This window comes from Virgibacillus sp. AGTR (assembly GCF_016919725.2).
Taxonomy (GTDB): domain Bacteria; phylum Bacillota; class Bacilli; order Bacillales; family Amphibacillaceae; genus Virgibacillus; species Virgibacillus salarius.
Genome location: NZ_JAJERH010000061.1, coordinates 1 through 26,275, shown reverse-complemented (window position 1 = coordinate 26,275; position 26,275 = coordinate 1). Strand labels below are relative to the sequence as shown.

At 33.4% G+C, this 26,275-nt stretch carries 22 protein-coding genes, 12 tRNA genes and 1 pseudogene; 5 read left to right on the top strand and 30 right to left on the bottom strand.

All coding sequences use genetic code 11. From position 1 onward, the window contains the following. Positions 1–123: 123 nt before the first annotated feature. The 4 genes from JUJ52_RS17670 to JUJ52_RS17655 all read right to left on the bottom strand — a co-directional run bounded on the left by JUJ52_RS17670 (position 124) and on the right by JUJ52_RS17655 (position 476). Positions 124–197: transfer RNA gene (locus JUJ52_RS17670), tRNA-Ile, on the bottom strand. 14 nt (positions 198–211) lie between these two features. Then, a tRNA-Gly gene (locus JUJ52_RS17665) sits at positions 212–285 on the bottom strand. Positions 286–315: 30 nt separating this feature from the next. After that, a tRNA-Pro gene (locus JUJ52_RS17660) sits at positions 316–392 on the bottom strand. A 7-nt stretch (positions 393–399) separates the two neighbouring features. Then, a tRNA-Arg gene (locus JUJ52_RS17655) sits at positions 400–476 on the bottom strand. Positions 477–1,375: 899 nt separating this feature from the next. Here JUJ52_RS17655 and JUJ52_RS23760 point away from each other — a divergent pair. Next, positions 1,376–1,456, top strand: a pseudogene (locus JUJ52_RS23760) (hypothetical protein); the annotation flags it as partial. Positions 1,457–2,045: 589 nt separating this feature from the next. On the opposite strand, the gene JUJ52_RS17650 reads toward JUJ52_RS23760, so the two are convergent. The 16 genes from JUJ52_RS17650 to xis all read right to left on the bottom strand — a co-directional run bounded on the left by JUJ52_RS17650 (position 2,046) and on the right by xis (position 18,229). Then, positions 2,046–2,411, bottom strand: coding sequence for a hypothetical protein (locus tag JUJ52_RS17650; protein WP_228089074.1), 366 nt, complete (start codon positions 2,409–2,411; stop codon positions 2,046–2,048). 22 nt (positions 2,412–2,433) lie between these two features. After that, positions 2,434–3,621, bottom strand: a complete 1,188-nt coding sequence (locus tag JUJ52_RS17645) for a DUF5677 domain-containing protein (RefSeq protein WP_228089073.1) — start codon at positions 3,619–3,621, stop codon at positions 2,434–2,436. A gap of 40 nt (positions 3,622–3,661) precedes the next feature. Then, positions 3,662–5,452 (bottom strand): hypothetical protein, encoded by a 1,791-nt coding sequence (locus JUJ52_RS17640; protein ID WP_228089072.1) that lies wholly within the window; start codon positions 5,450–5,452, stop codon positions 3,662–3,664. Positions 5,453–5,608: 156 nt separating this feature from the next. Then, on the bottom strand, positions 5,609–6,109 hold the full coding sequence (locus tag JUJ52_RS17635; protein WP_228089071.1) for a hypothetical protein: 501 nt from the start codon (positions 6,107–6,109) through the stop codon (positions 5,609–5,611). Between the two features lies 1 nt (position 6,110). Next, positions 6,111–7,136 (bottom strand): lysozyme family protein, encoded by a 1,026-nt coding sequence (locus JUJ52_RS17630; protein WP_228089070.1) that lies wholly within the window; start codon positions 7,134–7,136, stop codon positions 6,111–6,113. Between the two features lie 53 nt (positions 7,137–7,189). Continuing rightward, a complete protein-coding gene (locus JUJ52_RS17625; RefSeq protein ID WP_228089069.1) occupies positions 7,190–9,310 on the bottom strand; it encodes a CD3337/EF1877 family mobilome membrane protein in 2,121 nt (706 codons plus the stop codon). A gap of 60 nt (positions 9,311–9,370) precedes the next feature. After that, positions 9,371–11,767: an ATP-binding protein gene (locus tag JUJ52_RS17620; protein WP_304956775.1), complete on the bottom strand. Its 2,397-nt coding sequence runs from the start codon at positions 11,765–11,767 to the stop codon at positions 9,371–9,373. Beyond that, a complete protein-coding gene (locus tag JUJ52_RS17615) occupies positions 11,745–12,281 on the bottom strand; it encodes a conjugal transfer protein (RefSeq protein WP_228089068.1) in 537 nt (178 codons plus the stop codon). Before JUJ52_RS17615 ends, JUJ52_RS17620 begins: the two co-directional genes overlap by 23 nt. Before the next feature lie 14 nt (positions 12,282–12,295). Next, positions 12,296–12,547, bottom strand: coding sequence for a hypothetical protein (locus JUJ52_RS17610; protein ID WP_228089067.1), 252 nt, complete (start codon positions 12,545–12,547; stop codon positions 12,296–12,298). 14 nt (positions 12,548–12,561) lie between these two features. Next, a complete protein-coding gene (locus JUJ52_RS17605) occupies positions 12,562–13,620 on the bottom strand; it encodes a conjugal transfer protein (protein WP_228089066.1) in 1,059 nt (352 codons plus the stop codon). Then, the gene (locus tag JUJ52_RS17600; protein WP_228089065.1) at positions 13,613–13,894 is read right to left on the bottom strand and encodes a hypothetical protein; all 282 of its coding nucleotides are present in this window, start codon (positions 13,892–13,894) and stop codon (positions 13,613–13,615) included. Before JUJ52_RS17600 ends, JUJ52_RS17605 begins: the two co-directional genes overlap by 8 nt. A gap of 7 nt (positions 13,895–13,901) precedes the next feature. Beyond that, complete coding sequence (locus JUJ52_RS17595; RefSeq protein WP_228089064.1) at positions 13,902–14,201, bottom strand: hypothetical protein; 300 nt, start codon at positions 14,199–14,201, stop codon at positions 13,902–13,904. A gap of 313 nt (positions 14,202–14,514) precedes the next feature. Further along, positions 14,515–15,555 (bottom strand): replication initiation factor domain-containing protein, encoded by a 1,041-nt coding sequence (locus JUJ52_RS17590; RefSeq protein WP_228089063.1) that lies wholly within the window; start codon positions 15,553–15,555, stop codon positions 14,515–14,517. Next, positions 15,545–16,936, bottom strand: coding sequence for an FtsK/SpoIIIE domain-containing protein (locus tag JUJ52_RS17585; RefSeq protein WP_228089062.1), 1,392 nt, complete (start codon positions 16,934–16,936; stop codon positions 15,545–15,547). Before JUJ52_RS17585 ends, JUJ52_RS17590 begins: the two co-directional genes overlap by 11 nt. Positions 16,937–17,221: 285 nt before the next feature. After that, positions 17,222–17,617 carry a DUF961 family protein gene (locus JUJ52_RS17580; RefSeq protein WP_228089061.1) on the bottom strand — a complete coding sequence of 132 codons (396 nt, stop codon included), beginning with the start codon at positions 17,615–17,617 and terminating at the stop codon, positions 17,222–17,224. Positions 17,618–18,043: 426 nt separating this feature from the next. Beyond that, positions 18,044–18,229 carry an ICEBs1 excisionase gene (gene xis / locus JUJ52_RS17575; protein WP_205388426.1) on the bottom strand — a complete coding sequence of 62 codons (186 nt, stop codon included), beginning with the start codon at positions 18,227–18,229 and terminating at the stop codon, positions 18,044–18,046. A 232-nt stretch (positions 18,230–18,461) separates the two neighbouring features. Between xis and JUJ52_RS17570 the strand changes: the two genes are divergently transcribed. The 3 genes from JUJ52_RS17570 to JUJ52_RS17560 are packed head-to-tail and all read left to right on the top strand — an operon-like array spanning position 18,462 to position 20,522. Beyond that, a complete protein-coding gene (locus tag JUJ52_RS17570; RefSeq protein WP_228089060.1) occupies positions 18,462–18,860 on the top strand; it encodes a helix-turn-helix domain-containing protein in 399 nt (132 codons plus the stop codon). 59 nt (positions 18,861–18,919) lie between these two features. Continuing rightward, positions 18,920–19,381, top strand: coding sequence for an ImmA/IrrE family metallo-endopeptidase (locus tag JUJ52_RS17565; protein ID WP_308036055.1), 462 nt, complete (start codon positions 18,920–18,922; stop codon positions 19,379–19,381). 31 nt (positions 19,382–19,412) lie between these two features. Next, positions 19,413–20,522: a tyrosine-type recombinase/integrase gene (locus JUJ52_RS17560; protein WP_228089059.1), complete on the top strand. Its 1,110-nt coding sequence runs from the start codon at positions 19,413–19,415 to the stop codon at positions 20,520–20,522. A gap of 121 nt (positions 20,523–20,643) precedes the next feature. On the opposite strand, the gene JUJ52_RS17555 is transcribed toward JUJ52_RS17560, so the two are convergent. From JUJ52_RS17555 to JUJ52_RS17515, 9 genes are all read right to left on the bottom strand, one after another. After that, positions 20,644–20,727, bottom strand: a tRNA-Leu gene (locus tag JUJ52_RS17555). A 56-nt stretch (positions 20,728–20,783) separates the two neighbouring features. Then, positions 20,784–20,865, bottom strand: a tRNA-Leu gene (locus JUJ52_RS17550). Positions 20,866–20,879: 14 nt separating this feature from the next. After that, positions 20,880–20,952 (bottom strand) — tRNA-Lys (locus JUJ52_RS17545). Positions 20,953–20,978: 26 nt separating this feature from the next. Next, positions 20,979–21,053, bottom strand: a tRNA-Gln gene (locus JUJ52_RS17540). A gap of 5 nt (positions 21,054–21,058) precedes the next feature. Next, positions 21,059–21,135 (bottom strand) — tRNA-Asp (locus JUJ52_RS17535). 25 nt (positions 21,136–21,160) lie between these two features. Beyond that, positions 21,161–21,232, bottom strand: a tRNA-Glu gene (locus JUJ52_RS17530). A 9-nt stretch (positions 21,233–21,241) separates the two neighbouring features. Then, positions 21,242–21,332 (bottom strand) — tRNA-Ser (locus tag JUJ52_RS17525). 3 nt (positions 21,333–21,335) lie between these two features. Continuing rightward, positions 21,336–21,410 (bottom strand) — tRNA-Asn (locus JUJ52_RS17520). A 179-nt stretch (positions 21,411–21,589) separates the two neighbouring features. Further along, positions 21,590–22,039 (bottom strand): SprT family protein, encoded by a 450-nt coding sequence (locus JUJ52_RS17515; protein WP_121604541.1) that lies wholly within the window; start codon positions 22,037–22,039, stop codon positions 21,590–21,592. A 211-nt stretch (positions 22,040–22,250) separates the two neighbouring features. On the opposite strand from JUJ52_RS17515, the gene JUJ52_RS17510 reads away from it, so the two are divergent. After that, a complete protein-coding gene (locus JUJ52_RS17510) occupies positions 22,251–23,714 on the top strand; it encodes a catalase (RefSeq protein WP_026682895.1) in 1,464 nt (487 codons plus the stop codon). 237 nt (positions 23,715–23,951) lie between these two features. Here JUJ52_RS17510 and JUJ52_RS17505 read toward each other — a convergent pair whose 3' ends face one another. After that, on the bottom strand, positions 23,952–26,123 hold the full coding sequence (locus tag JUJ52_RS17505) for a Tex family protein (RefSeq protein WP_205389557.1): 2,172 nt from the start codon (positions 26,121–26,123) through the stop codon (positions 23,952–23,954). Positions 26,124–26,275: the final 152 nt, after the last annotated feature.

Genomic DNA, 26,275 nt, shown 5'->3' with positions numbered 1-26,275 from the left:
CATTATACCAGTTTGATCAACTCAAGTCAATAACTTTTTTCACTTAACTTTTTCGCTGTTCAAATTGGCGACTTTATTAATATATCATACCGACAATTTGTTTGTCAACACTTTTTTAAGTGATGGGCCTGAGTGGACTCGAACCACCGACCTCACGCTTATCAGGCGTGCGCTCTAACCAGCTGAGCTACAGGCCCCTAAAGGTAATGATTGGAGCGGGTGAAGGGAATCGAACCCTCGTCATCAGCTTGGAAGGCTGAGGTTTTACCATTAAACTACACCCGCGTTTATTAATATTTTAATATTTCGTGTCGATGGTCGGGAAGACAGGATTTGAACCTGCGACCCCATGGTCCCAAACCATGTGCTCTACCAAGCTGAGCTACTTCCCGGAAATTATGGCGCGCCCGAGAGGAGTCGAACCCCTAACCTCTTGATCCGTAGTCAAACGCTCTATCCAATTGAGCTACGGGCGCTTCTTAAAAGAATGTTCATTTTTATCATTTGTTTCAATTCACGATGACTGAATCACGCGAACAATTATAGATAATACACTAATATGGTTCTTATTTCAATACCTAAATTAAATTCTTTTAATTCTTATAATTATTTACCTTCATAGCTCATAGGTCATATCTGTAATGTTATGGATAAAACCAATTAAACCGAAAGCCAGAAGACGATTTTTATCATCTATTACTTCTATATTATAGTTAAATTGCAGGACGCAATTTTGAATCTGTGACTTTACTCTTTGAGTGCTTCTTAATTATTTATAGGCACAATTATATGTAACCGTCAATATGTTAGTTTCGTATTTATCTTTCCTGCATGATACATTTTTTAATTGCAAAAAATCATTGAATCGCATTATTCGCTTGTTAAAGCAGTATATTAATGGAAGAGTTAGGAGCATAACAACAAGAGCATAGCCATAGTCCAATTAGAACAAAACATCTACTCCAACAAAATATATGTTACCAATCAAATAAATCACTAAAATAAGTGACGACGATATAATATATTTTGTAATGAAAGAATATCGATTGTTTGTCAGCACTTTGACATGCTTTTTTCAGCGACATCTTCTCAATCGCAATAAGAATAAAATTGGAAATATCCAAGCTGCTGACGCCATTAAAAAGATCCTATTACTCAGGATCATAAATAATCCTCCTAATACGAATAAAAGAACACACTATATCTTTTCATTTTGATAGCCCCCTTCATATATTACTGTAAGTATAAGAGCAAACGACTACTACAACAGTGTAAATTCCGTAGAAGGGACACATAGAGCTTTGAAGGACAAATTGACGGATTACAGGAGAGAAACAATTCTAGAAAGAAGAAAAATTGTGAGTTACCTCTTTTTAAAACTACAATTGATGTGTATGGTCACCTATTTCCGAACAAACAACGAGAAACAGCAGATCGGCTAGACGACTTCTTTTAAGAAATGGTGAATTTATGGTGAATAAATCATAAAAAAAACGCTCAAATCCTTAATGGAAATGAACGTATAAAAAAATACCAACCCTCTAAAAGTGTTGGTATGACTTGTTCTATGGATACGATGCGGTCGAGAGGACTTGAACCTCCACGGGTTATTCACCCACTAGGCCCTCAATATAGAGGATTTGTATTATACATTACATATCCTCCATATGACCGCATTTTGTACTTTGATTACTATATTTTTATATTATTTTTTATGCTTTTTGGTTATTTCGTGGTGACTTAATCACACGAACAATAACAGATAATGCACTAACATTATTCGGATTTAATCCTTATAATTATTCACTTTCATACCTCATAGATTCATATCTATAGTGTTATAGTCTGTACCAAATAACAAAACCCTAAAGCATAATATCACATATTTTACACAGTATAAGCTAATTCTTTTAGATTTGTTTCATTCAAATTAATGTAATATTCTTTTAGGTAAAAGGATATTCTCTAGATATTATATATATCTTGGAATACCCCCCACTTTTTTCACATCACTTAAAAAGTATTACATTGTATAAAGTATTTTTTTATAATGCTCTCCCTCTCCGTTCTTGATAATCAGGAGTTTTAGCCTTTACAGCATTTTCCCCATATTCATCTAATACCTCTATATTATCTTCAACAATCTCATAATAAGTTTCACCTACGAGTTCGCCATCCTCTTCATCCAAAAAACCAATTCGAACATATCGACCATTTTCCCATACTGTCAAATCAGCCAACTCTCTTGGATTGTCTCCAAGATCAGTAAAATAAACAAAATCACTATGATATTCAGATACAGCAGTAAGAAGTTCATCATATTCTTGTTTCGCTTTACTTGTATCATCACTACAACCAATGAGCATCACAAAAAATACAGATGCTAAAATTAATTTTAAAAATCCCTTCATTAGTATCCCCCTTATTTTTAAATTATTTATTAATTTTGAATTCCACCTCTTTAAACTTATTTTTCACTTTAGTTTGAAATTCCTGAAATTCTTCAAGATCAAACTTTTTATTATGTTCTATGAAAAACTTATCTCCTCTTAAATTTATAGTACTTATAAATACATTTTCCATGATAAGATTTAATACTTCCTTATTTCGTAACTCCAAATATTCATCAACCGTAAAGTTCCAATCTATTCTAAAAGGTTTTATATTTGTAAAAAAAATCTCAATACCCAGATCAGAAAGTATAATTTTTGTAATTTTTTCCGACATCATGGCTATTACTACTGCTTGAATCTCTATTTTTCTAAGTAAATGAATCTGTGATAAAATTTCTGCTATTTTGCTTTTATCAATATATCGATTTTTAGTAATATCCAAAACAGCAGGTAGTCTTTTTTCTGATTTTATAAAATAGTTATAACCATCTTTATATATTCTTGTTCTTTTATAATTATTAATATTTTTAGATCCAACATATTTTTCAATAAATTCATTTGAAAATGCATCTGACATATATACATTTGTTCGAGAATAAATTTCTTCATCCATTAATAATACAGGGAAAGGGTCTATACACAATCTGAATACCGCTATTGCACTAATACATGATTTTAATAAAAACTCAAACTCTTGTATTTCTGAAGTTTGGTCTTTTTCTTTATTAAAAAAATGATTTCTAGAAACATAAAAAGTATTAAATCCCTGTTTATGAACATATTTATTAAGATATTTCCTAGTTCTTCTTATTTCTTCAAAATAACAAGACATTTTTTCTTTGACATCTGAAAATATTGCCATTTGCTTTTCTAATGTGTCAATCATTTGCTTATACATTGGAAATTTACTTTTTTCTTTCCATTTCACTAATTCTTTTTCTCTTTTATGTTTTTCAAGATCAGATAAATAGACCATTGTAAGAGCAGTTTCCAATGATTGTCTTAAAGAATAATAAGCATTATCAAAATACCCATTTTCAAATAAAAAGATAGCATTTTTAACCAATTGCACAGATTCCGTCAGAAAAGTAGTAGATATTTGCATTAAATCAATTTTACTTACAAAGCTGTTTTCAAGCTCAAATAAATCTTGATAATATATTTTGGCATGTGGTAATTTTAAAGGGATTAAATGACTATTTTCTTTTTGAATAGAATCAAAGCACACTATTCTGCCCCCATTTTATTTTGTTTTTGCATACTATTAATTACATTTTTTTATATAGATAATAAATAGGGAGTGACATATATAACTCTTTATTCTTTTCATCAAATTCGTTAAATATAAAAGATGCTTCTCTTTTGCTTTCGAGCAGAACATTTACACAAAATAGTAATTCTTCATTTTGATTAACAGATGCAGTCTTCTTAAGTGTCAAAAGTTGTTTATAATCCTCATCATTCAATTTATTTTCCTTTCTATAAATCGCCTGAAGTAAATTCACATTTATAATTTCCTTTGTAGAAGATTCTAAAGGCACTTCTTCATTTAATTTATTATATAAATAAATAGGTATCCTTAATAAATCTTTATTTTTTGTGATATCATAAGCATTCACACAGGCAAGAGAAAATTGATTAATTTGAGGAAAAGTAATTTTAGGTTTATCATAATCAATATAGTCTAAAGACTTAATAATCATATCAATATTTAAATTATCAGCCTTAATTAGTACTTCTTCCTGTAACATTAAGTAAGGACTTAATCGTGCACGCTTCCCCTCACCATCTTCTACATTTGATACAGTAAATGGCATATCAATTAATTCTTGAGAAAAAGCATTAATGACTTTATTTTCAGATTTCGGGTTATAAAATAATAGTAAATAAATATCTCCTATCATATAATTAAAGAAAGTAGGCATTTCTGGCTTATGTTCTTTAAAAGCACTATAATCGTTATTTTGCATAGTATTAACTAAACTTTGAATTTGTGTAATGATGTTTTCGCTTTTACCAAAAGGTGTATCTTCATCTACATTTAGTAGATTAAATACCTCTTTTAATCCTAGAAACAATGAGTAAGTATTTTCTATTTTTTCTAAGTGTTGTTGAGTATTTTCATCATCATTTTTTATTTCTCTATAAGAACGATCATTGAACTCAATTTTCCCAGCTTTTAAAAACTCAATGAGAAAAGGCAATATTTTTAATTGTTTAGAAAGATTATCTATACTTTTTATATTGAAATTAAATTTTTTATCACTATCATTAAAAATAAATTCTAAACAATCTTCAATAATCTTTATCCTTGTTGGTTTAATATATCTAGACTCTACTTTAAACCTAAATTCCCTTTCACCTATTTTAACTTCTTCATAATCTGCTATTGCTATAGCGTCTGGCTTCATATTTCTAATTGGATATTGAATATTGTCTTTAATACCATAAAGAAAGAAATCATGATTAACTATATCTTGGATAGATTCTTTTTGCGGATTAAAAGTTAGACTTGTAAATAATAATTTATCAAAGTCCTCCTCATTAAATGTCTTATTTTCAAGTAATACATGTGGTTGCTTCTTCACTTCATTTAGAAATTTCCTACATACAATATACAAAGTAGTTTCGTCAAGTGGTCTTAATGATACACTGTAAGACTTTTGATGCTTCCGAGTTTCAATAATATGTTTTAATTCTGTTGGTAGTAACTGTTTATAGAATATTTTTGTAGTAGTTGGATTTAAAATTTCAACAACAAGAAATAAACAACCACCCCTTTTGTAAAAATTATTATAGTGTGATAAATCTAAGGAGAAAGTACGGTTGTTGACTGTAAACTCTTTTACTTCTGTCCCCTTAACCTGTGTAGGAACGTCATTGATATAACTATCTTTCTGCTCAGAATTATCTTCAAAAACTGTTATTTGCCCATCAAATGATGGCTTTTTATCTCCTGTTGGTATATCAATATCTAGATTAGACCCCTCAGCGAATCTCGCATTTTTAATAGCATGGACAGCAATCTCTTCTTTCATTTTATTAGACATTTTAGTCATTTTTTCGTTCCACTACCTTCTTGTAAATGAATTGATTTCATTTATATAATACTAAAGAATTTGTAAATTTTATAGATTTTAACTACAAAAATTTTAATCAACCTATTCTTTTTCTTTAAATGGAATTCTTAATATACCATTAATAAAATCAAAGTCTTAATATTGAATAAAATTCACATCTGTTACTTTCCACACTTTATCTGTTTGCTTCATGTCTAATTGCACAACTGTATTTGCAGTACTTTCAGCACCATTCAATTTTATTTTATTTTCAAAAGTAGCTATTATTTCTTGGCGATCATCTACAGATTTTCCATAAAATATATTGAGGTTTGAAACCTCAGACTTTACAGAATCTGGTTCGCCATTTCCTTCTTCTATGCCTTCCGACTCTTTAAATTGCAATTTACTTAACGCTTGATTCGTTGCAAATGGTTCTACTTCTTTTCTGTTTGGCTTCTTTTTATAATTGAAATAGTTATTAATAAAATTCTTAGCAATTCTCCCCGAATCTATATGAAGTGTCTCATGCGATTTTTTAACCGCTTCTAACTTTTTTTCAAATGCAATAGATTCATTTTTCAAATGAGAGTTTTCTATTAACAAGAAAATAATTACTACAATTGCTACACCTAAAATAATATAAAGCTTTTTCATCTTACTTTGCCTCCAAACCTAATATATTTCTTGGATTACTTTTTTCATTATGTGGTTGCCCCAGTTGGGTAATATGTTCTAAATGAAGATGTGTACCGGTACTGGTTCCAGTCGTTCCACATTTCCCTAATGTTTCACCTTGATTTACAACATCCCCATTCGAAACACTAATTGATGACATATGGGCATAACGACTATATTCATTGCTTCCATGTTTTACAGTCACATAATTACCATATCCGATATTACTATGGACAGCTTCTACTACTTCACCATTAGCAACGCTCATAATACTATCAGCAGGAGTACATCCAAAATCTAAACCGCCATGAAATTTATTTAATTCACCCGTCACAGGATGTCTTCTCGGTCCAAACTCACTATTTATTCGAATGTTTTTTAGAGGTAATGACCATTGACCATTTCCAGAAACGACAGCCTCCTTCTTATCCAAAAATCGCATAACATGATCAACATAATTTTCATCACCATAATTACTCCACCCTAAACGTGATGCCATTACTTCGCCAAATTCAAAGGCTAGAGCACGACTATATTCTCCGTTATTATGTTTTTTTGCATAATCAATAAAACCATTTCCCATGTTATAAGCTTGTAAGGCTAATTTTATTTTTCCATCGGCTTGTTCTAAAACATTAGCAAAATAAGAAACCCCTTGTTTTATGGACTCCTCGGGGTCAGTTATTGTATTAACAGGTAAACCCAAACTTTCAGAAGACTGCATGACATCTGCTAAACGCCCACCTGTTTCTTGCATCGTCATTGCCATTAAGATATCTACATATTCACCAATACCATTTTCATTTGCATACTTTTCAAAATAGATGCGGTAACGTTCAACAGCTTGATTCATAGCATTAAACGTATATTCGCCTTCAACTTCGCCACTAGAACCGCTTCCCGTTGTACCATTACTACCCGTAACAGCTATAATGACACCTACCACTAACATAAAAAGAATCACAACCGGAATCACCAAAGGTACTAAACACCCCAACTTTTTCAATTATTTTTCCCTCCTCTATATACAAAAAAGGAATGCCTAAACAATAGACATTCCTACACATGATTTTCATCTTTTTTCGCAGAACGTAACTCTTTCTCTATTCTGTTTTCTGCATCTTTAACCGTCTGACTAGAACGTAGTTCCTTTCTATCCCCTGTTTTTTTATTTTTTAAGTTCTGATTAGAATTTCTTCTAACATCATAAGACCCATATGCAACTTTATTAGGACTATCTAATTGTGTAACGTTACTATCTAGCTTTTTTGACATATAAAGATTTTCATTATTATATTCACTTTGAGGAGTTCGCTCCATATATTGATTCCTTCTACTATTTTCCGTTTTATAGGAAGAATCTTTATTAACTTGATCTAAATGTTTATTCTGCGCAGTAGTTTCATCAATTTGATTATTCCTACTCACGTAAGTAACTCTTTCCCCCTTTGAAATTGGACTTTCTTCGTTTTTATTTATTGGTTTTAAATCTTCATTTAAGTTAGTTGAATTATTTTGTGGTTGTTTATTTTCTCTGACCCTTTCCTCTTGATTTTGATTTTTTTCTTGCGGAGTTCTTTCAACAGATTTACTATTTAAACTTGTGCCTTTCACAGATTCATGGTTCCCTTGAGGCGTTCTTTCTTTTTCAGCTACCTTTGCCCCATTTACATCAGTAGACTCACCACGCTCTGGGCCAAATACTTTATTTCTCCAATTTGGACTTTCATTTAATGCTTCTTCTGGTGCTTCACGTTTTCGAGTTCGTTTATCTATTGCTTTCAAAGCTGGGTTTACCATTTCTTGTTTCACATTATTAAACATGTTTCCATCTAATGATTGGACTTTACCTGCTGTCATTAACTTAATGATAGAATCTTTTTTCCAAATCATTAAAATCAAAACAGCAAACAGAACAAATAAATTCAATAAATACATTGCTATTGAATCTGGAGGTATCAGTTTATCTATAATGAAGGTTAATACATAAATAAAAAGTACCAGTATACCAAGCATTGCCTTTATTAGAAATACACTTAATACTCTACCTATAGCAACAAAACCGCTATACGCAAATTGCGGAATATAAGATAGTATAAACGCAAAAGGTATAAAAAAGGTTAATGCCAGTGCTATTAATTGTAATAAAAAATTTAAAAGCGCCAAAATGAGAAACGGTATCCCTAAAAAGAAGGAGCCTATTAAAGATATTAAAGACTGACCAAACTGATTAAATACGTTTCCTCCACCCATGCTTTCATTCTTGTATTCCTTCACTTCACCTTTTATTAACGCTTGCCGATGCTTCTCTGCATCATTAGAAAGATCGAAAGCAAGTAAACGATCTACTCGATTAAATTCATCTCCACCCGGCAATTTTTCCGGTACTTCTGGGTCATTATCATTAATGGCATTTTCGTTCGTTTCTCCATAATTCACAAATAAATAGGGTCTTTTTAAAGCCAACTGAAAATAGATGTTACGCATAATTGATATTGTTCCTTCAAGTGGGTTATCTTTATCTATTGATTCAGTATCAGCATATACACCTTCTCCCTCAGCAATATTAATTAATCCATTGCCTGCATCTAATAAATATCCTTGTGCCTCTACAGATAGAGAGTTAAAAGTTTTCATAAAAAATCCTGCATTTAACATCCAATACCCACCTATAACGAGTACCATTAGAAAGAGAACAGAACGCCTCATAGCCTCCTTAACCGTTCCTCTTACTAATGTAAGGTAGAGAATATAACCACACGCAAAAATAAACAGCATCTTTCCGAAATGATCTTTTAATGTGCTATAAACTGTTTTTGATACGCTAGTTAATCCATTCGCAAACTCATCTACAGGTTGAAGAGAATACAATTTATCCATAGCTGTATCAACAAGTAAAACAACATATCCAGAAACAGAAAAAATAACATTATTCAATCCAACAAAAGCGCCTTTAATGGTTTTTTCTGCATCCTCATTATTCGCTCTATAACGTGAAACTGGATACCTTTCTATTAGTAACTCTACTCCCCCTTTTTCTTGTATATTAGGTTTTGTCATATAATCCTCTGGTTCTGAATCCGAATCAAACCATGAAAGTGCGGAAACACTCCCACTTATTATCATTAAACCGAGAATAAAAACCGCACATAGTGAAATTATTAGTTTCTTCCACCTCATAGTGTCCCTCCCTTCTTCCATTCAAAAAATAAAAGAAGCCATCTTTAATTAGATAGCTCCTTATAAATATTTTTCTTCTGCATATGCTACATTCGATCTTTCTATCGTCTCTAATGCCCCGTACCATTCATCAAAAAGACAATCAATACTAATTTTTGATGTTCTTCCATAATAATCTTTCATCAAACATTGACCTTGAAACATGCCTTCTAACATTTCTTCATTCTCTTGGCTTGGTTCCAAGTTCATCCACTTTAATACATCTTTTCTTTCTGTTGGTTCATCAAAAGCGAAGGCTACTCCAAAGTTGCCCGATTCTTCTTCTCTTATCGCATCTTTCGTACTCTGAGAAATGAAAAATAATGCATTATTATAGCTTCTACCAACTCGGCGCATTTGCTTTTCTACCTTTCGACCTTGTTGACTAGAAGTAATTACCCAAGCTTCATCAAGAAATTCCGCTGTTCGCTCTGTTTTATCAAGGCTTCCAAAAAGTTCACAGAATTTACCTAACGCAAACATAACTGCACTCGATTTTAATTGCGAATTTGTATAGCTTTCTATTGAATCTTTTACTTCTGGCAAGTCTAAATTCTCTATTTCAATAATACTAATTCGTTCATCGAGAGATAATGATTTTTGGGAACCATCATGCACACACAATTTTAATATGCTATCTGATACGACTTCATATAAGAAATCACCCGCCTTCTTAACGGATGACTCTTCATGATCTTGTAATATCTCTATTATGTTCATAGAGCCAACTTGTTGCCCTTTCTCTCTTTGTTCAAGCACCGTTGTTACTGCTCTTAAAAAAGCTGTATGAATATCGTCTTTTCCTCGAAAGTCATACACTTGAGAGAAAACAACCTGTACCATTTCCTTAGCTTGCATTGGTGGCAAAAAAACTATTGGGTCAAGTGCACCCCAATTATTTTTATCTTCAGCATCTAACGTAATGAAGTGGAATTTTTTAAGATGTTCAATATAAAGTGGATAATCTCTATTAATGATTCGATCATTCATTACTTTTTCTACCCATTTCCTTAATTCTTTTTTAGGGTCAATGTACAAACATTTTACATTCAACATGCTAATATAAATAAACAAAAGTTTAGCTAGATAGGATTTTCCATTTCCAGTATCACCACTAATTAATACATGTGGTGATCTTGTTTTTGAACCCCTTACCTGTTGATTTGCTAAAAAAGGATGAAATAAAACAGGATATCGGCTTGATGCAATAGCTGATTCTAAATCTTGATGTTTGTTAAAGCGATCTATCCAACCGATAAAAAAGCCGACTCGTGAACCTACATCCGCATTTACTCCAAAAAGCCCTTCAGCTAAGCCATCTTGTGTAGTCTTCTGTAGCCAATTTCGATTCGTCACATCTAACTTTTCACCGGGTAAAAATTTATAAAATAGTTGTAATTGATCTGCTAAAGGTATTCGACAAGTAACGCCTATCTGTTTCATATGTCGTGTAACAAGTTTTGCACGATACATACATTCTTTTTTACTTTTACCATTCACGATAATAACAGAAAGCCAATTCATCATATTTACATCATCTTTTTTTATGTCGTCTTGTAAATGTCGAATCATATATTGACTTGCACTAACAGATGAATCTGCTCGATCTCCCACTTTATGTTGCTCATTCGATGACTCTTTTAATTGTTGATGCTTTAAGTTTAAATCCATTTTTGTTTTTGATTTATTTTCCGCTTGTACCTTCATTTCTACTTCTACAGGAAAGGGTAAAGATTGTGCTTCATAAAATAATTCACTTTCTGCCATATTGTTTGGAAATTCATCTACTACTACAAAAGATATATAACCCTCATCTTGATCACTATTTATTTTTAAAACAGACGGTAATGTAGGGTCAATTAAAGTATTAGTTATCGAATCTACGGAACTATTTTCTATTTCTTCTCCTACTTGATGTTCTAAACCTCGAAGGAAATTATAGCGATTTATATAAATTAACTCATCTTCCATTAATCTTACACCGTTAACACTAGAGACAATACTTGCTATTGAATCCTCGGCTTCTTCATATTGTTTAAAAAAAGAAGTGGAAACATCTTGTTCCCACCCCAATAAATTAATAATTGTGTCTGTTGCTGTTGAAAACATAGAGAGTATATTTTCCTTTAAATCTGCATCCACTTTTACACTCTCCGTTTTTAATTTTACACCTAAAACAAAATCATTTTTGGTTACCTTACCTAAGCGACCTTCCAAAATACGAACAGTTTCATCTAAATAATAATCGGATACTTGTTTGCTATCCATCGCAACATCATTGCCTAAATCTTCAAAGCGTTCCGCTAATCTATATTCTTGCGGATACATCATTAAATGAATGTCTTTATAATCCGTCAATTCTTGAAAAAAAGATACCCAATTCCGTTTATATGATTCAACTACTTTTTTGTTTTGCATTGGTATGGACTGGCTCCTTATACGATAATACGCCCACACGTCGCCCATTCTCGTTAACAATAAATTCCCTCTCATTGTTTTCATTGGCGTTCTTAATCTCACCATTTGATTTACCCACCACCTTCACACATTTTTTAAATAGAATTTTTGTATCATTCATCCATTCGACTTGTTTATCATTACAGAACCTTTTTTTGGGTATTTTAATGGAAAGAAAATACTTTACTACATCAACAAAGTATAAATAAATATTCTTTCCCTCAATTTTAATTTTAGTGACTAAATACGCTAATAGTAATGGAATGCCAATCAAAAATATAAACCAACTATTATCAAACGCATGAGGAAAAGCCTTTCGAATATTGTACCCAACAATAAACGTGATTCCTAAGAATATAAAAAAGTTAATCACTGGGATTAACTCGACCGCAAAAGGTAAACTATAGTTTTCTGTCAATTGCTGTATTTTCTTAGGCTCCCGAAGTGCTTTTCGATAGTTAAATACAGTCCTCAATCTATCTTCACTCCTTACAAAGTATCAATAAGCGCTTTTACCCATGAACTTACTTGATCCCAATTTTGAACAACATAAGCAACAATTCCACCTATAACACACGTTGCGATAATACCACCAATCTTAAATCGTGCCAGATTTTTAGCTACCATAAATACTACAATTAATGTTACAGCTTGAACGACAATTGTTGTTCCCCAATTTTCCACCCCATCAAGTGTAGGCAACTTTGAACTTCCTAAAATCATTTTATCTAACAAAGCCATGTTAACCTCTCCTTTTATTGATAATCCATTTTTTCAACAAAATAATTGCCTTCTTTATTTACAATTTTCATTTCTACAGAAATCACGTAAGGAATATTTGTCATCTCTTCACGAAAACGAACTTTCGCATATGCGATAAAATAAGATTTATCTTCGTAAATCTCTACATTTAACAATTCATCAAATAGAAAAGAACCGCCTAAACTATGGGGTTCTTTCATCATATACGCTAATTCCTCTTTATCCTCCGACGCATATTTCTCGAAAAAATTAACTAAGAAAGTCTCAATATCTTCTTTTTCCTCTCCTGTATAAGCATTAAGGTGCTTTTTAACGCCTTCCTTTTCAATTTTCCCTTTCAAAGAATATTCTTTAGTAAAATACGGTACTCCCGATACAGAAAATACCTCATCACTAGATACTACAGGAATATTTAACAATAGTGTTTGAGAGCTCTCATCTGTTTCAGTTACAATTTTAGTTTTGTTCTTTCCTTTCTTGTCTTTATCTCCTTTTTTCTTTACTGGAACCTCTTTTTGCTTTTCAACTACATTTTTAAAAGTAACCCTATATTGAAAGAGCGTATAATCACCCTTCTCTTTTACATTAAAAAGAGAATAGCTATTTAAAATACGTTCACCTTGTATATCTGGCATCTGATATAAAGAATGACTTTCATTTGCAAATTCCTCTGATTGAACCATGTAACTTTGCAGTTCATTTTTTCTTTTTTCTAAGTCTTCACTAGTTTTTTTCACATTAATAAACTGAGAAATAAAACCAGTCAAAAACTGTTCAGCACTTGGTATTGATATTTCTTCTCTTTCCTCCGTTTCATCTCTAGAATGAACAACCTTCTTAGTATCATTCAACACTGAACGTGTATTAATTGATAAGAAAATCGTTAATATACAAATAAAGAGTATACCAACCAAAAGAGACCATACTGCTAAAGCTACTAATTTCGAATGATCTTTCTTAATAAAGCTTTTTTCCTTTTTCGGTACTTTAACTCGTTTTATTCGTTCTCTCAATCTACTTTTTAATTTTTTCTCTCTTTTTTCATTAGACAACCGAGTCACTCCTTTCGATAAAATTTAAAAAGGATGTTACTTGGCGTAACACCCTTAATACTGAAACATTTTCCGAGTATACTTTTTCCTTTATTTTCTTTCCACCTTTTACATATGTTACTTTGTAAAACGAATATCTATATGTTGAATAACCTGTCTTTCTTGTTCCCTCTACAATCAAAGACGTATTTTTAGATAAATCTTTTATAAAAACTTGATAAGAAATGCCTACATTAAAACCTAGCCTTTTAAACCGTTGATCTATAGTAAGCATATATATACTATTCCTTTTCTAACTCATAGAGTGAAATAAATTCTACATACTTAAAAAACTCATCTTCAGAACTTCCAACTTCTGGCGGGTCTTCACTTTCTAACATAGCAAACGTTGCAGTAAACGTCTTAAACACATTTCCAACAAATACTTTTGTATCAATTATAAATTGCTCATATACATTAGAAGCTAAATGAATAACTTCATCTCTTAACCTCTCAATAACCACTTCAACAATCTCAATTACACCATACCGTTCTAATTCACTTTCTAAATAAGAGCGATTTACCAATTCTACATAAAGCATTGAAACACTCTCCTTTTGTTATGTATGGCTTTTATTCATACAAGGTTCGGGTAGTATTTTTTAAGAAAACCACTTAAAAATTCTCCACCCTTTCCCCCTTGTATTACAAAATTTTGGCGGTGTAGGCATGTCGCCAAGCCGAACATACCCAAAACGAGGATTTAACACATTCGGCTTGCCCTTGCTATTGTACCGCCAAAAGCGCCTTTACTTTCGATCATCACAACTGCCTTTAGAATGGATTAGTGACGTTTAATTCGTGGGGTTTAGACCCCACACGACTAGCCTTCACCTCCACCCCAAAACAAGGGTATTAACAAACCATATCTCCAAGTTCAGCTAAGAATACATTCAACATTTTTTCTTGTTTATCCGATAGTTCGGCATTCATAATCATGTCGGACAAATCATTATTCCCCAAAGCCTCATCAGCTTCAAGAATCATTTTCATAGTTGGAGAACAAGAATTTTTCAACCAGTTACGAGATTTCTCATAAAATTCTCTCTTTGGCTCCATATATAATTTGAGTTTCCCAACATCGCCTATAAATCGTTCCCAAAACTCACTCGTTTTCCAAGTATTACGGTTAGTATCTCTTTTTTCCACGAACCGTAAATAATTGTTTATGATCTGCTTTGCAACATTCAATAAATCTTTTGTCCTTATCATTTCTCTAATCGCAACCTGCGCCCGATCATTTTTTAATCGTAATTCGTATCTATTCCATTCTGGGAAATCTTCCAAAGGCTTATTGTACTTTTCAGCTTGTTCGTAATTTTTTTCGTAAAAGCACAAATATACTTCCGATTTTTTTGAACCAAAATAAATTGTTGTACCGCCTGTTGAACCATCTTCAATTGAATAGGAACCGTTATAATCTGACTTCCTAAACTTTGATATGGCTTCGCCATTTTTAACTTTCTCTAATAACTTAGGAATTTTAAAATACGTTTTATAATCATCTATAGCTAAGTCAAATCTAGTAAATGTGCCTTTATGCTCTAAACAATCATTAAAAAAATCAAACCATGTCTTTTTTCGCCAATTTAAAAAGCTTTCAAACTGCCGACAGCCTTTCCCAGACATTTCAATTAATATGCCTCTATTATCTCCCTCAACAGAATAAAAGACTTTTATGTTATCTAGTTGATATGTACCAACGTAGCCATAAAAGCCTGTTTGTAATTCCTGCATGTATTCCTTTTTCAAATGCAATACATTTTCAAGCACATAATCAATATCATGACTTTTAAAACTAACTCTTATATAGTCAACCATTGATAGTAAAGGGTTTATTTCTTCTTTTTTAATTACTACCCCCCTGTTAGAGTGGGGGGGGTTTTCAGTCGTCATTCGCTTCGCTCACTCCTCCTACGGTCGCTACGTTGCCACTGGCGACTGCCGTCGCCAACGCTCCCTTCGTATTTATGGTGTGTCTAATTTCCTCCAAAAAGTTATAATCTTTAGGTACTAGAGGAGTATAAAACTCAGAAATAACGGATGTTCCTGCATCGACATATCCTCTACCTTTAATCTTTTTAAATATAAAATTCTTATCCGTATCACCGAACATCATTCCATATCCCGATTCAGACATTTTCCCTAAAGCAACACGAAAATTAAATTGATCTCGTATTCCATCCGCTAAATATTTTGCATCTGGACGTTGTGCAGCAAGAATAAGAAAATACCCCATCTGACGACCGAGCATAACAAGTTGTTTCATATATTCTAATGCCTTCATTTGATCTTCACGCTTCAACATTTCCATAAACGCAACATACTCGTCAAATACGATAAAAACAGGCTGTAATCCTACATCTGCATAATTCCCCCCTGTTTTATAATTCGGCATCTTTTTCATGTCCTCCGAACGTTGTAACATACCTTCAACTGCTTTTCTTAACGTCATCATAATACCTGTATCTTTAGAAAAGACTGTCCCCTTTGGCATAACCTCTCCTAAATCTGACAAATCAGAGTTTTTAGGGTCTAAAATACGAATATCAGCACCAGATTTCAATAAAGCATCTATCATGGTCAAAATAAAATAGGTTTTTCCTCCACCAGTACCACCCGCTATTAACATATGTGGTAGTTCATCAAACTTCCATTCTATATGCTTCATAAGGTTTATTGAACCATTTTTAACTTCCACATCCTTAATAGGTATTCGATTTTTCCTTACATCATACAAGAACTTAAAGCATACAAAATTCTCTTCAATCTCTCTTTCAACCAAATCACAATATAAACCATTCTCCATATCTTCACCTAATTCAAGAAATCTATTTTGAAATCGACTTAAATCTAATGCAATTCTCACATAGATATAACCCTTCTTCACTTGATAATAGGCTCTTGGAAAGTACGTAATTTTCTTTTTTATCACCTTTTTATCAGATATACCCCACACAGAATCAGATGTCACACTTTCCTTTTCCATGAAACGGTTAGATATAAACATTCTAGCTATTTTTTGCCTGTGTAATATTTTCTTATACTCTTCATAAAGAAAAAAATAGGCTGTTACTACAGTAATAGCACCAATTCCTAAAGATATAGCTAATCCTGTACCCAGTAATGACCAATTCCAAACTTTAAAGTCCGTCATAGTTTCAAACGTTAACCAATCACGCCATTTTGATAATTGATCATTAAAATAAAAGTACATAATATAAAGAAAAACAGGAATAAAAATCATTAGCCCTGCTCGTAATACACCATGTTCCATAGCTGGCGTTATTCTATGCCCTCTATATTTCCACAAACGACGTTTTATAAATTTGATATATTGCACCTACTTTCTTTCATTTAAAATACGTCTTAGTATTGCATTTTTATAAAGCATCAACCTTCTAAAACGGTAAGGATTACGCTTTTTAGATGGATGTATTGAATCATATTCAATAACTTTACGTGTATAGTAAGCTATCCGTCTTTCCATTTTTACTCGATTCCCTTCATGTAGAATATAAAAAAGCGTACCAGTACAAATTTATACTAGTACGCTATCAAACTACTTTTTATCAGTTCCTACACCAACAGCATCTTTTACAGGTTCTGCCTTTTTCCCAACCGATGAACCTTTACCAACCTCTACAATATCTTCTGCCTCAACTGTCCAAACTACATTAGCGAAACTTCCATTTGCTTGTGCTCTTGCCTTAATGATAGGATTCTTTAACTTAACTTGTTGCTGAAAATCAATTTCTTTTAAATCAACATAATCCGGAATAGTTACCTCTATTTGTTCCTTCTGTGTAGACGAAGCAAGATTATAAATCCTTGCCTCAAGTTTATCAGTACGTTCATTTTTATCACGGTCAAAAAACATTTTTTCACGATTTAATCCCATAAAAATCATATCTCCAAAAGTTAACTCATCTGGAATAATTCCTGTACTAAATTTCATATATACATTCTCCTCAATTTTTAATATTTTTATTATCGATTCAATTTAATTTCAATTTTCATTTACATTTAATATATAAGTATCGCTAGGTTCTGATTCCATTACGGCGCTTATCAGTCGCTCCCTATTATGAGATCATGGCAACCTAGTAGGATATATTTATATCCATTAGCACGCTTATTCTAGCCTGCTACAGCTTTTTTAAAAGTGTCTAACTGTCTACACTTAATACTCACGCTATCGACAATTTCACAAAAACATGCTACAATAAAGTTCCTAAGTTTGTTGTGGCGTGTCTGGTGAAATTGCCAGATGCGCTTTCTTTCTATATACTATTTTCAAAGTACATCATCCTTTTATTTTTTTCAGAACATTCAACCTCATATGACTCTTACATGAACCACCTCCAAAAGTGATAACAATTAATTAATATATACCTACATTGTCATAAACAAAGCGTTCTTCAAATTTTCTTTTATTAACCTTACCGGGAACGACATAATAGCCGTCAGCTTTCATTTCTTTATTTAAAGTTCTTATGATGTTATATGCTTTCGACTCTTTAACTTTTAAAATTTCTTGAACATCTTTCACCGTTAAAAATTCATACAATACTATCCCTCCTTTGAAAGCATATTACTTTTTAACTATTGTTTAACTATGATTTAATTATAATTCTACTTAAAGTAAATGTCAATATTAATTTTAACAATTTATTTAAAAAATAATACAAAATAACAACAAATGATGTGATATATACATAAGAGACAATTATATACATTTTATTTAAAAAAATTGATATAATATAAAATGGATACCAACGAGTGGAATGGAGAGTAAAAAAATGACACTAGGCGAAAGATTAAGAATTACGCGCATGCGAAAAAAACTCACACAAATTGAAGCATCCAAAAAATTAAACATATCCAACATATCTCTTTCAGCATATGAAAGAGACAAAAGAGACCCCGACACACAACTTTTAAAAAAAATGAGCGAATTATACAACGTCTCCACTGATTATTTACTCGGTTTAACCGATTACGAAACAAACGATTCACATGACAAAAAATCAAAATTAGAACATTTATTTGGTGAAGTTATATTTGAGGTTACTAATGATGATGAACCTAACATTTATCTTGATGAAGCTAATTTAGACGAGGAAACCCTCCGACTTATAAAGAAAGCATTAAAAAATGGAATGAAATTTGTCGACGAGATGAAACGTAACGACGAGTAATTCGTACAATATATTAAGGAGTTAGAATTTTCCAATAATAAAAAGACTATAGGAGTGATATTATTCTGTGCAATCAATCCATTAAAAAAGAGGTACAAGAGATCATAGTTCATTATCAAACAAACGATATTCATGAATTATGCAATCAACTAAAATTAAAAATATTCTTCAATGACCTTGGAAACACGGAAGGTATTCTTCAATATTATAAAAACACCAGAGTAATCCATATTAATCCAAACATTAAAAACAAAGAATACTTCATCGCCTACATGTTAGGATACTTTTTTTTACATGCAAAACCCAATACTTCCATTATATTCAATAAAATAGAAAACAAAGAAGCAATTATATTTGCTTCAGAATTACTTTTAACAGATGAAATGATTCTTGCTTATGAAAAGAAATTTAAGAAAGGTGCTATTGAAGAAATTGCAAAACTTTTTAATTTACCTATACCAGTAGTTCAAGTAAAATTAAACGGATTCTATGGCAATCAGTTTATTTTTTTCAACGCTTAAACCGAACATACATTCTAGGAGGTTTCTTTACATGGCTATAAGACGCTTAAAAGATGGGCGATTCCAAGCTGATGTAAGTTTGGAAACAGACCCGTTAACTAAAAAAAGAAGACGTAAAAAGAAAATCTTCACTCATAAGAAAGATGCTGAGGAGTGGATTAGTAAGATAAAACAATTTTATAAATCAAGAAATACATTATCCGAACGTAAATTGGATTTTCAAACTATCAAAGAACTTTACTTAGAAGAGTGTAGACTCCACCACAAACCAAATTATTTTAAAATACAAGAATACACCATTAACAAACATATTTTAGAACCATTTAAAAATTGTATTTTTAACAAGGTTACTCCATCAGATATTAGAGAATATCAATCAAAATTAATTAAATCTGGATTAAGTTACAAGTCGATAAACAATATCATGATTATTCTTAAACGCATTTTTGATAAAGCCATAGAGGAGCATGTTATACAAGCCAATCCATGCATCTCAGTTAAAAACCTTAGCCTTGAAAAAAAACAAATGAAGTTTTGGACACCAGATAAATTTAAAAAATTTACTGACCTTATTAATAAAGATGAATTTATATTTAAAGTATTTTACACATTTGCATACTTTACTGGAATGAGATGCGGAGAAATATTAGCGTTAACATGGATTGATATTGACGACTTTCAAAAAGAAGTAAATGTATACAAGTCACTCACTTATATAAACAAAGAAATTATTATAACAAAACCCAAAACAAAGAATTCAATTAGAAGAATCAGTATTAACTCTAAACTTTTAGAATTACTACATGAATGGAAAAGAAAACAAGAATTTTTATTCTCTAAATACAACATGCAACATTCAGATGAAGTTCATATTTTCCAATACAGAGATAAACCACCAACAAAAGATATTTTTAGCAGAAAGATCAGAACCATATGCAAACGTAGCGACAAAATAGAACCCATCCGTTTACACGATTTAAGGCACTCTCACGTTGCTTTACTTATTCATCAAAGGGAAGACTATACAACCATAAAAGAACGGTTAGGACATGGCTCTATTAAAACGACAATCGATGTCTATGGTCATCTATTTCCGAACAAACAACGTGAAACCGCCGACCGGCTAAATGACTTCTTTTAGAAAATGGTATTTTTATGGTCTCTAACTCTCTAAAAAACACAACAAAACTCAATTTATTTTACCGAATAAAAAAAATACCAACCCTCTAAAAGTGTTGGTATGACTTGTTCTATGGATACGATGCGGTCGAGAGGACTTGAACCTCCACGGGTTATTCACCCACTAGGCCCTCAACCTAGCGCGTCTGCCATTCCGCCACGACCGCACATTTTGCAATAAATGACAGAAAATAAAAGGCTGTGGATTAACACAGCAATTCAATGCGGGTGGAGGGAGTCGAACCCCCACGTCCGAAGACACTAGATCCTAAGTCTAGCGCGTCTGCCAGTTCCGCCACACCCGCAAAAATACAAATGATGAGCCATGGAGGATTCGAACCTCCGACCCTCTGATTAAAAGTCAGATGCTCTACCGACTGAGCTAATGGCTCATGTAAAAAAACGAAAAATAAAAAAATGGCTGGGCTACCAGGATTCGAACCTGGGGTACACGGGATCAAAACCCGATGCCTTACCGCTTGGCTATAGCCCAACATCTGGCGGTCCGGACGGGACTCGAACCCGCGACCTCCTGCGTGACAGGCAGGCATTCTAACCAACTGAACTACCGGACCCAGCCTATTTATTTTTAAAAAAAGATGACCCGTACGGGATTCGAACCCGTGTTACCGCCGTGAAAGGGCGGTGTCTTAACCACTTGACCAACGGGCCATTAAAAAATGGCGGAGAAGGAGGGATTTGAACCCTCGCGCCGCTTACACGGCCTACACCCTTAGCAGGGGCGCCTCTTCAGCCACTTGAGTACTTCTCCATATGGCTCCACAGGTAGGATTCGAACCTACGACCGATCGGTTAACAGCCGATAGCTCTACCACTGAGCTACTGTGGAATAAAGTGTGAATCAATCGCAACGAAAAATATAATACAATATTTCAGTGTAATTGTCAACATTTTTTCGTTAAAATCTATTCGAAAAATATGTAAGTTGAAGTGCTGTATGAGACAGCCTATTTAATTTATCATGGATGACATATTTCGTCAATGGGTTATAGCGATATTTTTTTGCTTTTATAGTAAATAAATTCTCCCTTTGCATTTTCCACATCTAAATTTAGCTGTGTTTACCCTCCTCATACGTTTAAACTCATCATTACAACTAGTACACTTATAGACATATTTATACTTTTTTTGTGAAGGAAGTGGCTTACAATGCCTTGGAGATCCGGTGATTTTCAAAAGTTGCTTAAACGCCTGATCACGATGCCTATATCCTCTTCCTTCTATATGTAAATGATAATGACATAACTCATGTTTAATAATCCCGATAAATTCTTCCATGTCACTTTCCTGCATGTACTTCGGATTCAATTCAATTAACTTCTTATTAGGAATATATCTTCCACCTGTTGTTCGTAAACGAAAATTAAAAGCTACGTCATGTAAAAAGGGTTTATGAAAATATGTTAAAGATAATTTATTGACCAAATTAAATAAATCCTGATCATCCAGCAGCTCCATTATACCTATCTCCTTATCAATAAGCGATGTTAATATTCTAATATATAAATATTAACTTTGTACAGAAATGGGTTACTTCCTATATTATATAAATAAATTAAACTTACTCGTTATTTAAAATTATTGTAAATAAATATTGATTTTTACTTGGATTATATTATAATATAGATGTAGATAGATAAATACTTAGTTTAAGAGAGGAGATTTAATATTGAGTAATAAAAGAAATACCTTAACTACTGCCGCTGGAGCTCCAGTTGGAGACAATCAAAACTCCATTACAGCTGGACATAATGGACCTACATTACTTCAAGATTTTCATTTACTAGAAAAACTTGCTCATTTTAATAGAGAACGTATCCCTGAACGCGTCGTACATGCAAAAGGTGCTGGTGCACACGGATACTTTGAAGTAACAAATGATGAAATTTCAAAATACACAAAAGCTGATTTCCTTAGCGAAGCCGGAAAGCGTACTGACATGTTTATCCGCTTCTCAACCGTTGCTGGTGAACTAGGCTCTGCAGACACAGTACGTGACCCACGTGGTTTTGCAGTTAAATTTTATACGGAAGAAGGGAACTATGACTTAGTTGGAAATAACACGCCAATTTTCTTCATTCGTGATGCAATTAAGTTCCCAGACTTCATTCATACGCAAAAACGTAACCCGCAGACGCACTTAAAGGATAAAGATATGGTTTGGGACTTCTGGTCATTATCACCAGAATCACTTCATCAAATTACGTACCTTCATAGTGATCGTGGCATCCCGGCTACGTTCCGTCACATGAATGGATATGGAAGCCATACCTTTAAATGGGTAAATGCAAAAGACGAAGCATTCTGGGTTAAATATCACTTTATAAGTGAACAAGGGGTCAAAAACTTAGATCCAGAGCTTGCTGACAAGATCGCTGGTGAAAATCCTGATTATCACACAGAAGATCTCTTTAATGCTATTGATCAAGGTGACTTCCCTGCTTGGAAGCTTTACGTACAAATTATGCCTTACGAAGACGCCAAGACTTACAAATGGGATCCATTTGATGTTACAAAAATCTGGTCGAAAAAAGACTATCCACGTATTGAAGTAGGTCGAATGGTACTAAACCGTAATCCTGAGAACTACTTTGCTGAGGTTGAGCAAGCTGCCTTCTCACCTGGTCAATTCGTACCTGGTATTGAAGCTTCTCCAGATAAAATGCTTCAAGGTCGTCTATTTGGTTATTCAGATGCACATCGTTATCGCTTAGGAGCAAACCATCATCAAATTCCTGTAAACCGTCCAAAAAATGAAGTAAATAATTATCAACGTGATGGTTTCATGAATGTAAGTGGTAATGGTGGTAGCAAGCCAAACTACGAACCAAACAGTGTAGATGGACCAACTGAGGATCAGGCAACCAAAATTAATCCGTTTGAGGTTTATGGCGAAGCTAATAGCGTTTCCTATGACAGTGATGATCATTATACACAGGCCGGTGATTTATATCGTTTAATGACTGCAGATGAAAAAGATCGCTTAATTAAAGCATTTGTTGATCACATGAAGCCTGTTACAAAAGAAGAAATTAAGCTACGTCAAATCGAACACTTCTATAAAGCAGATCCTGAATGGGGCGAGCGTATCGCTGAAGGACTTGGCCTTAAAGTTCCAGAAAGCGTAAAATAAACAACTATGGCGCAAGCTCCCGAATAGAAACGTAGCGACTGGAAAGATTCAACTTAGATAAAGGAAGCACGGTGAGTTTGCGAGCCGATGATGACTTAGCTTAGGGCGATTTGTGAGGTCGCTTCTGGGCGCCGGAGCAGGACGCGCTTAACACGCCCATATTTATCCAGCTGGCTAATTTATCATTTCCTAGACTAAAACAAAGACATGGTTCCTATTAGAACCATGTCTTTTCAATTAATATTCTTTGTTCACCATTGATAAGGCGATTCTTCCTTTATTCATATCAATATCCTCGACCCAGACAGTTATTACATCGCCAACAGAAGCAATGTCCATTGGATGCTTCACGAATGAATTTGACATCTTAGAAATATGGACAAGTCCATCTTGCTTCACACCGATATCTACGAACACACCAAAATCAACTACATTTCTAACCGTACCCTGCATCTCCATTCCAGGCTTGATATCTTCCATTGTCATTACGTTTTGTTTTAACAATGGTTGCGGAAAATCATCACGAGGATCGCGCTCTGGTTTACTTAGTGCTTGTAAAATATCACTTAAGGTTGGTACTCCTATGCCCAGCTCTTCTGCAACCTCCCTGTTTTTAATTGTGCTAATGGCCTGGCGAAGTTTTTCTGAGCCTATATCGCTTAGATCACAGTCCAGCATTGTTAACAGCTTTTCTGTATGAGCGTAGCTTTCAGGATGTATAGGGGTTCTATCGAGTGGGTTATCCCCATCAACGATGCGTAGAAAACCAATCCCCTGTTCATACGTTTTTGCTCCTAAACGAGGAATTTTCTTTAGTTGCTTCCGATTCGTAAATTTCCCATCTTCCTCACGTTGCTTAACAATGTTGTTTGCCACCGTTTTACTTAGTCCCGATACATATTGTAGCAATGACGAGGAGGCTGTATTTACATTTACGCCTACCTGATTAACTGCAGTTTCTACAACAAATGATAATGATTCATTTAATGACTTCTGACTTACATCATGCTGGTATTGTCCAACCCCAATAGATTTCGGGTCAATTTTGACAAGTTCAGCAAGCGGATCTTGTACCCGTCGGGCAATCGACACCGCACTTCTCTCCTCGACTTGAAGATCAGGAAATTCCTCTCTTGCTAGTTTGGAAGCAGAATACACACTTGCACCAGCCTCATTAACGATGATATACGGCACATTTAGACTATTTTTTCCAATTACATCGGAAATAAATTGCTCTGTTTCTCGTGATGCTGTTCCATTACCAATTGCTATTAATTCAACATCGTATTTCTTCATTAGTTCTAGTACCTTTGCTTCCGCACCTAATTTATCATTCTTTGGTGCTGTTGGATAGATCACGCCAATACTATGTACTTTCCCCGTTTCATCGATGACAGCTAGTTTACAGCCTGTACGGAAAGCCGGATCAACGCCAAGAACAGTCTTTCCTTTTAAAGGTGGCTGTAATAATAAATTCTTTAAATTTTTGGAAAAGATATCTATTGCTTGCTGCTCAGCCTTTTCGGTTAAACTACTGCGAATTTCCCGCTCTACAGATGGTTGAATTAATCGCTTATAACTATCTTCAATTGCATGCACTAAAATATCTACTACTTGCTTAGATGCAGAACTTTTAATTACATGCTGTCGCAAGAACTCATGAATTCGCTCTGTAGGTGGCTTTATAGAGACTTTGATAACATCCTCTTTCTCTCCACGATTTAAAGCTAGAATTCGATGTGATACTAAGGAACGCACAGGTTCATGAAAATCATAGTACATTTCATAAACGTGCTTCTCGTCCTTTTCTGCATTTTTCTGCTCAGATTCAATGCTTCCTCGGTTATACGTAACTTGTCGCATAAATTCACGATAAGCTGGCTCTTCGGAAATCCACTCCGCAATAATATCATTTACCCCAGCTAGTACTTCTTCTATCGTTAGTAATTCATGATCTTCTGAAATATATTTCTTCGCTTCACTTTCTACTAATTCTATATCCTGCTTCCATACAAGTAATGCTAATGGTTCTAAACCTTTTTCTTTAGCAATCGTTGCCCTAGTACGTCGCTTTTGCTTATACGGTCGATATAAATCTTCCACTCGCTGTAGCTGTTTTGCTTCTGTAATAGCTTGTTTTAATTCATCTGTTAGTTTTCCCTGTTCTTCAATGCTTCGTAATACCTCTTGCTTCCGCTCCGAAAGATTGACAGCGTAATGCCATTTATCTTGAACCGCTTTAATCTGTACCTCATCTAAGCCACCAGTCACTTCTTTACGATAACGAGCAATAAAAGGAACCGTATTCCCTTCCTCTAATAAGGCAATTACTTTATTAACAACTTGTATATTGACTTTTGCTTCGTTAGCTACCCATTTGCTTAGATCTTGGTTTATTTCTTTTGCCACACGTTTTCCTCCTTTACCTTCCTATATATTTTACCAAAGAACAGAACGATTCCCAATGAATAAGCAACGTGTAAAGCGCCTAACAATGGGTTTCATTCACAATTTTTTACATAAGGAAAACGGAGCAAAATTCGCTCAGTCCTTATCACTAA

Excerpts from the sequence above, each read along its gene's own strand:
- JUJ52_RS17650 (WP_228089074.1), bottom strand. The coding sequence starts at position 2,411 with ATGAAGGGATTTTTAAAATTAATTTTAGCATCTGTATTTTTTGTGATG.
- JUJ52_RS17640 (WP_228089072.1), bottom strand. The coding sequence starts at position 5,452 with ATGACTAAAATGTCTAATAAAATGAAAGAAGAGATTGCTGTCCATGCT.
- JUJ52_RS17635 (WP_228089071.1), bottom strand. The coding sequence starts at position 6,109 with ATGAAAAAGCTTTATATTATTTTAGGTGTAGCAATTGTAGTAATTATT.
- JUJ52_RS17625 (WP_228089069.1), bottom strand. The coding sequence starts at position 9,310 with ATGAGGTGGAAGAAACTAATAATTTCACTATGTGCGGTTTTTATTCTC.
- JUJ52_RS17620 (WP_304956775.1), bottom strand. The coding sequence starts at position 11,767 with ATGCAAAACAAAAAAGTAGTTGAATCATATAAACGGAATTGGGTATCT.
- JUJ52_RS17610 (WP_228089067.1), bottom strand. The coding sequence starts at position 12,547 with ATGGCTTTGTTAGATAAAATGATTTTAGGAAGTTCAAAGTTGCCTACA.
- JUJ52_RS17600 (WP_228089065.1), bottom strand. The coding sequence starts at position 13,894 with ATGCTTACTATAGATCAACGGTTTAAAAGGCTAGGTTTTAATGTAGGC.
- JUJ52_RS17595 (WP_228089064.1), bottom strand. The coding sequence starts at position 14,201 with ATGCTTTATGTAGAATTGGTAAATCGCTCTTATTTAGAAAGTGAATTA.
- JUJ52_RS17590 (WP_228089063.1), bottom strand. The coding sequence starts at position 15,555 with ATGACGACTGAAAACCCCCCCCACTCTAACAGGGGGGTAGTAATTAAA.
- JUJ52_RS17585 (WP_228089062.1), bottom strand. The coding sequence starts at position 16,936 with ATGGAACATGGTGTATTACGAGCAGGGCTAATGATTTTTATTCCTGTT.
- JUJ52_RS17580 (WP_228089061.1), bottom strand. The coding sequence starts at position 17,617 with ATGAAATTTAGTACAGGAATTATTCCAGATGAGTTAACTTTTGGAGAT.
- JUJ52_RS17570 (WP_228089060.1), top strand. The coding sequence starts at position 18,462 with ATGACACTAGGCGAAAGATTAAGAATTACGCGCATGCGAAAAAAACTC.
- JUJ52_RS17560 (WP_228089059.1), top strand. The coding sequence starts at position 19,413 with ATGGCTATAAGACGCTTAAAAGATGGGCGATTCCAAGCTGATGTAAGT.
- JUJ52_RS17515 (WP_121604541.1), bottom strand. The coding sequence starts at position 22,039 with ATGGAGCTGCTGGATGATCAGGATTTATTTAATTTGGTCAATAAATTA.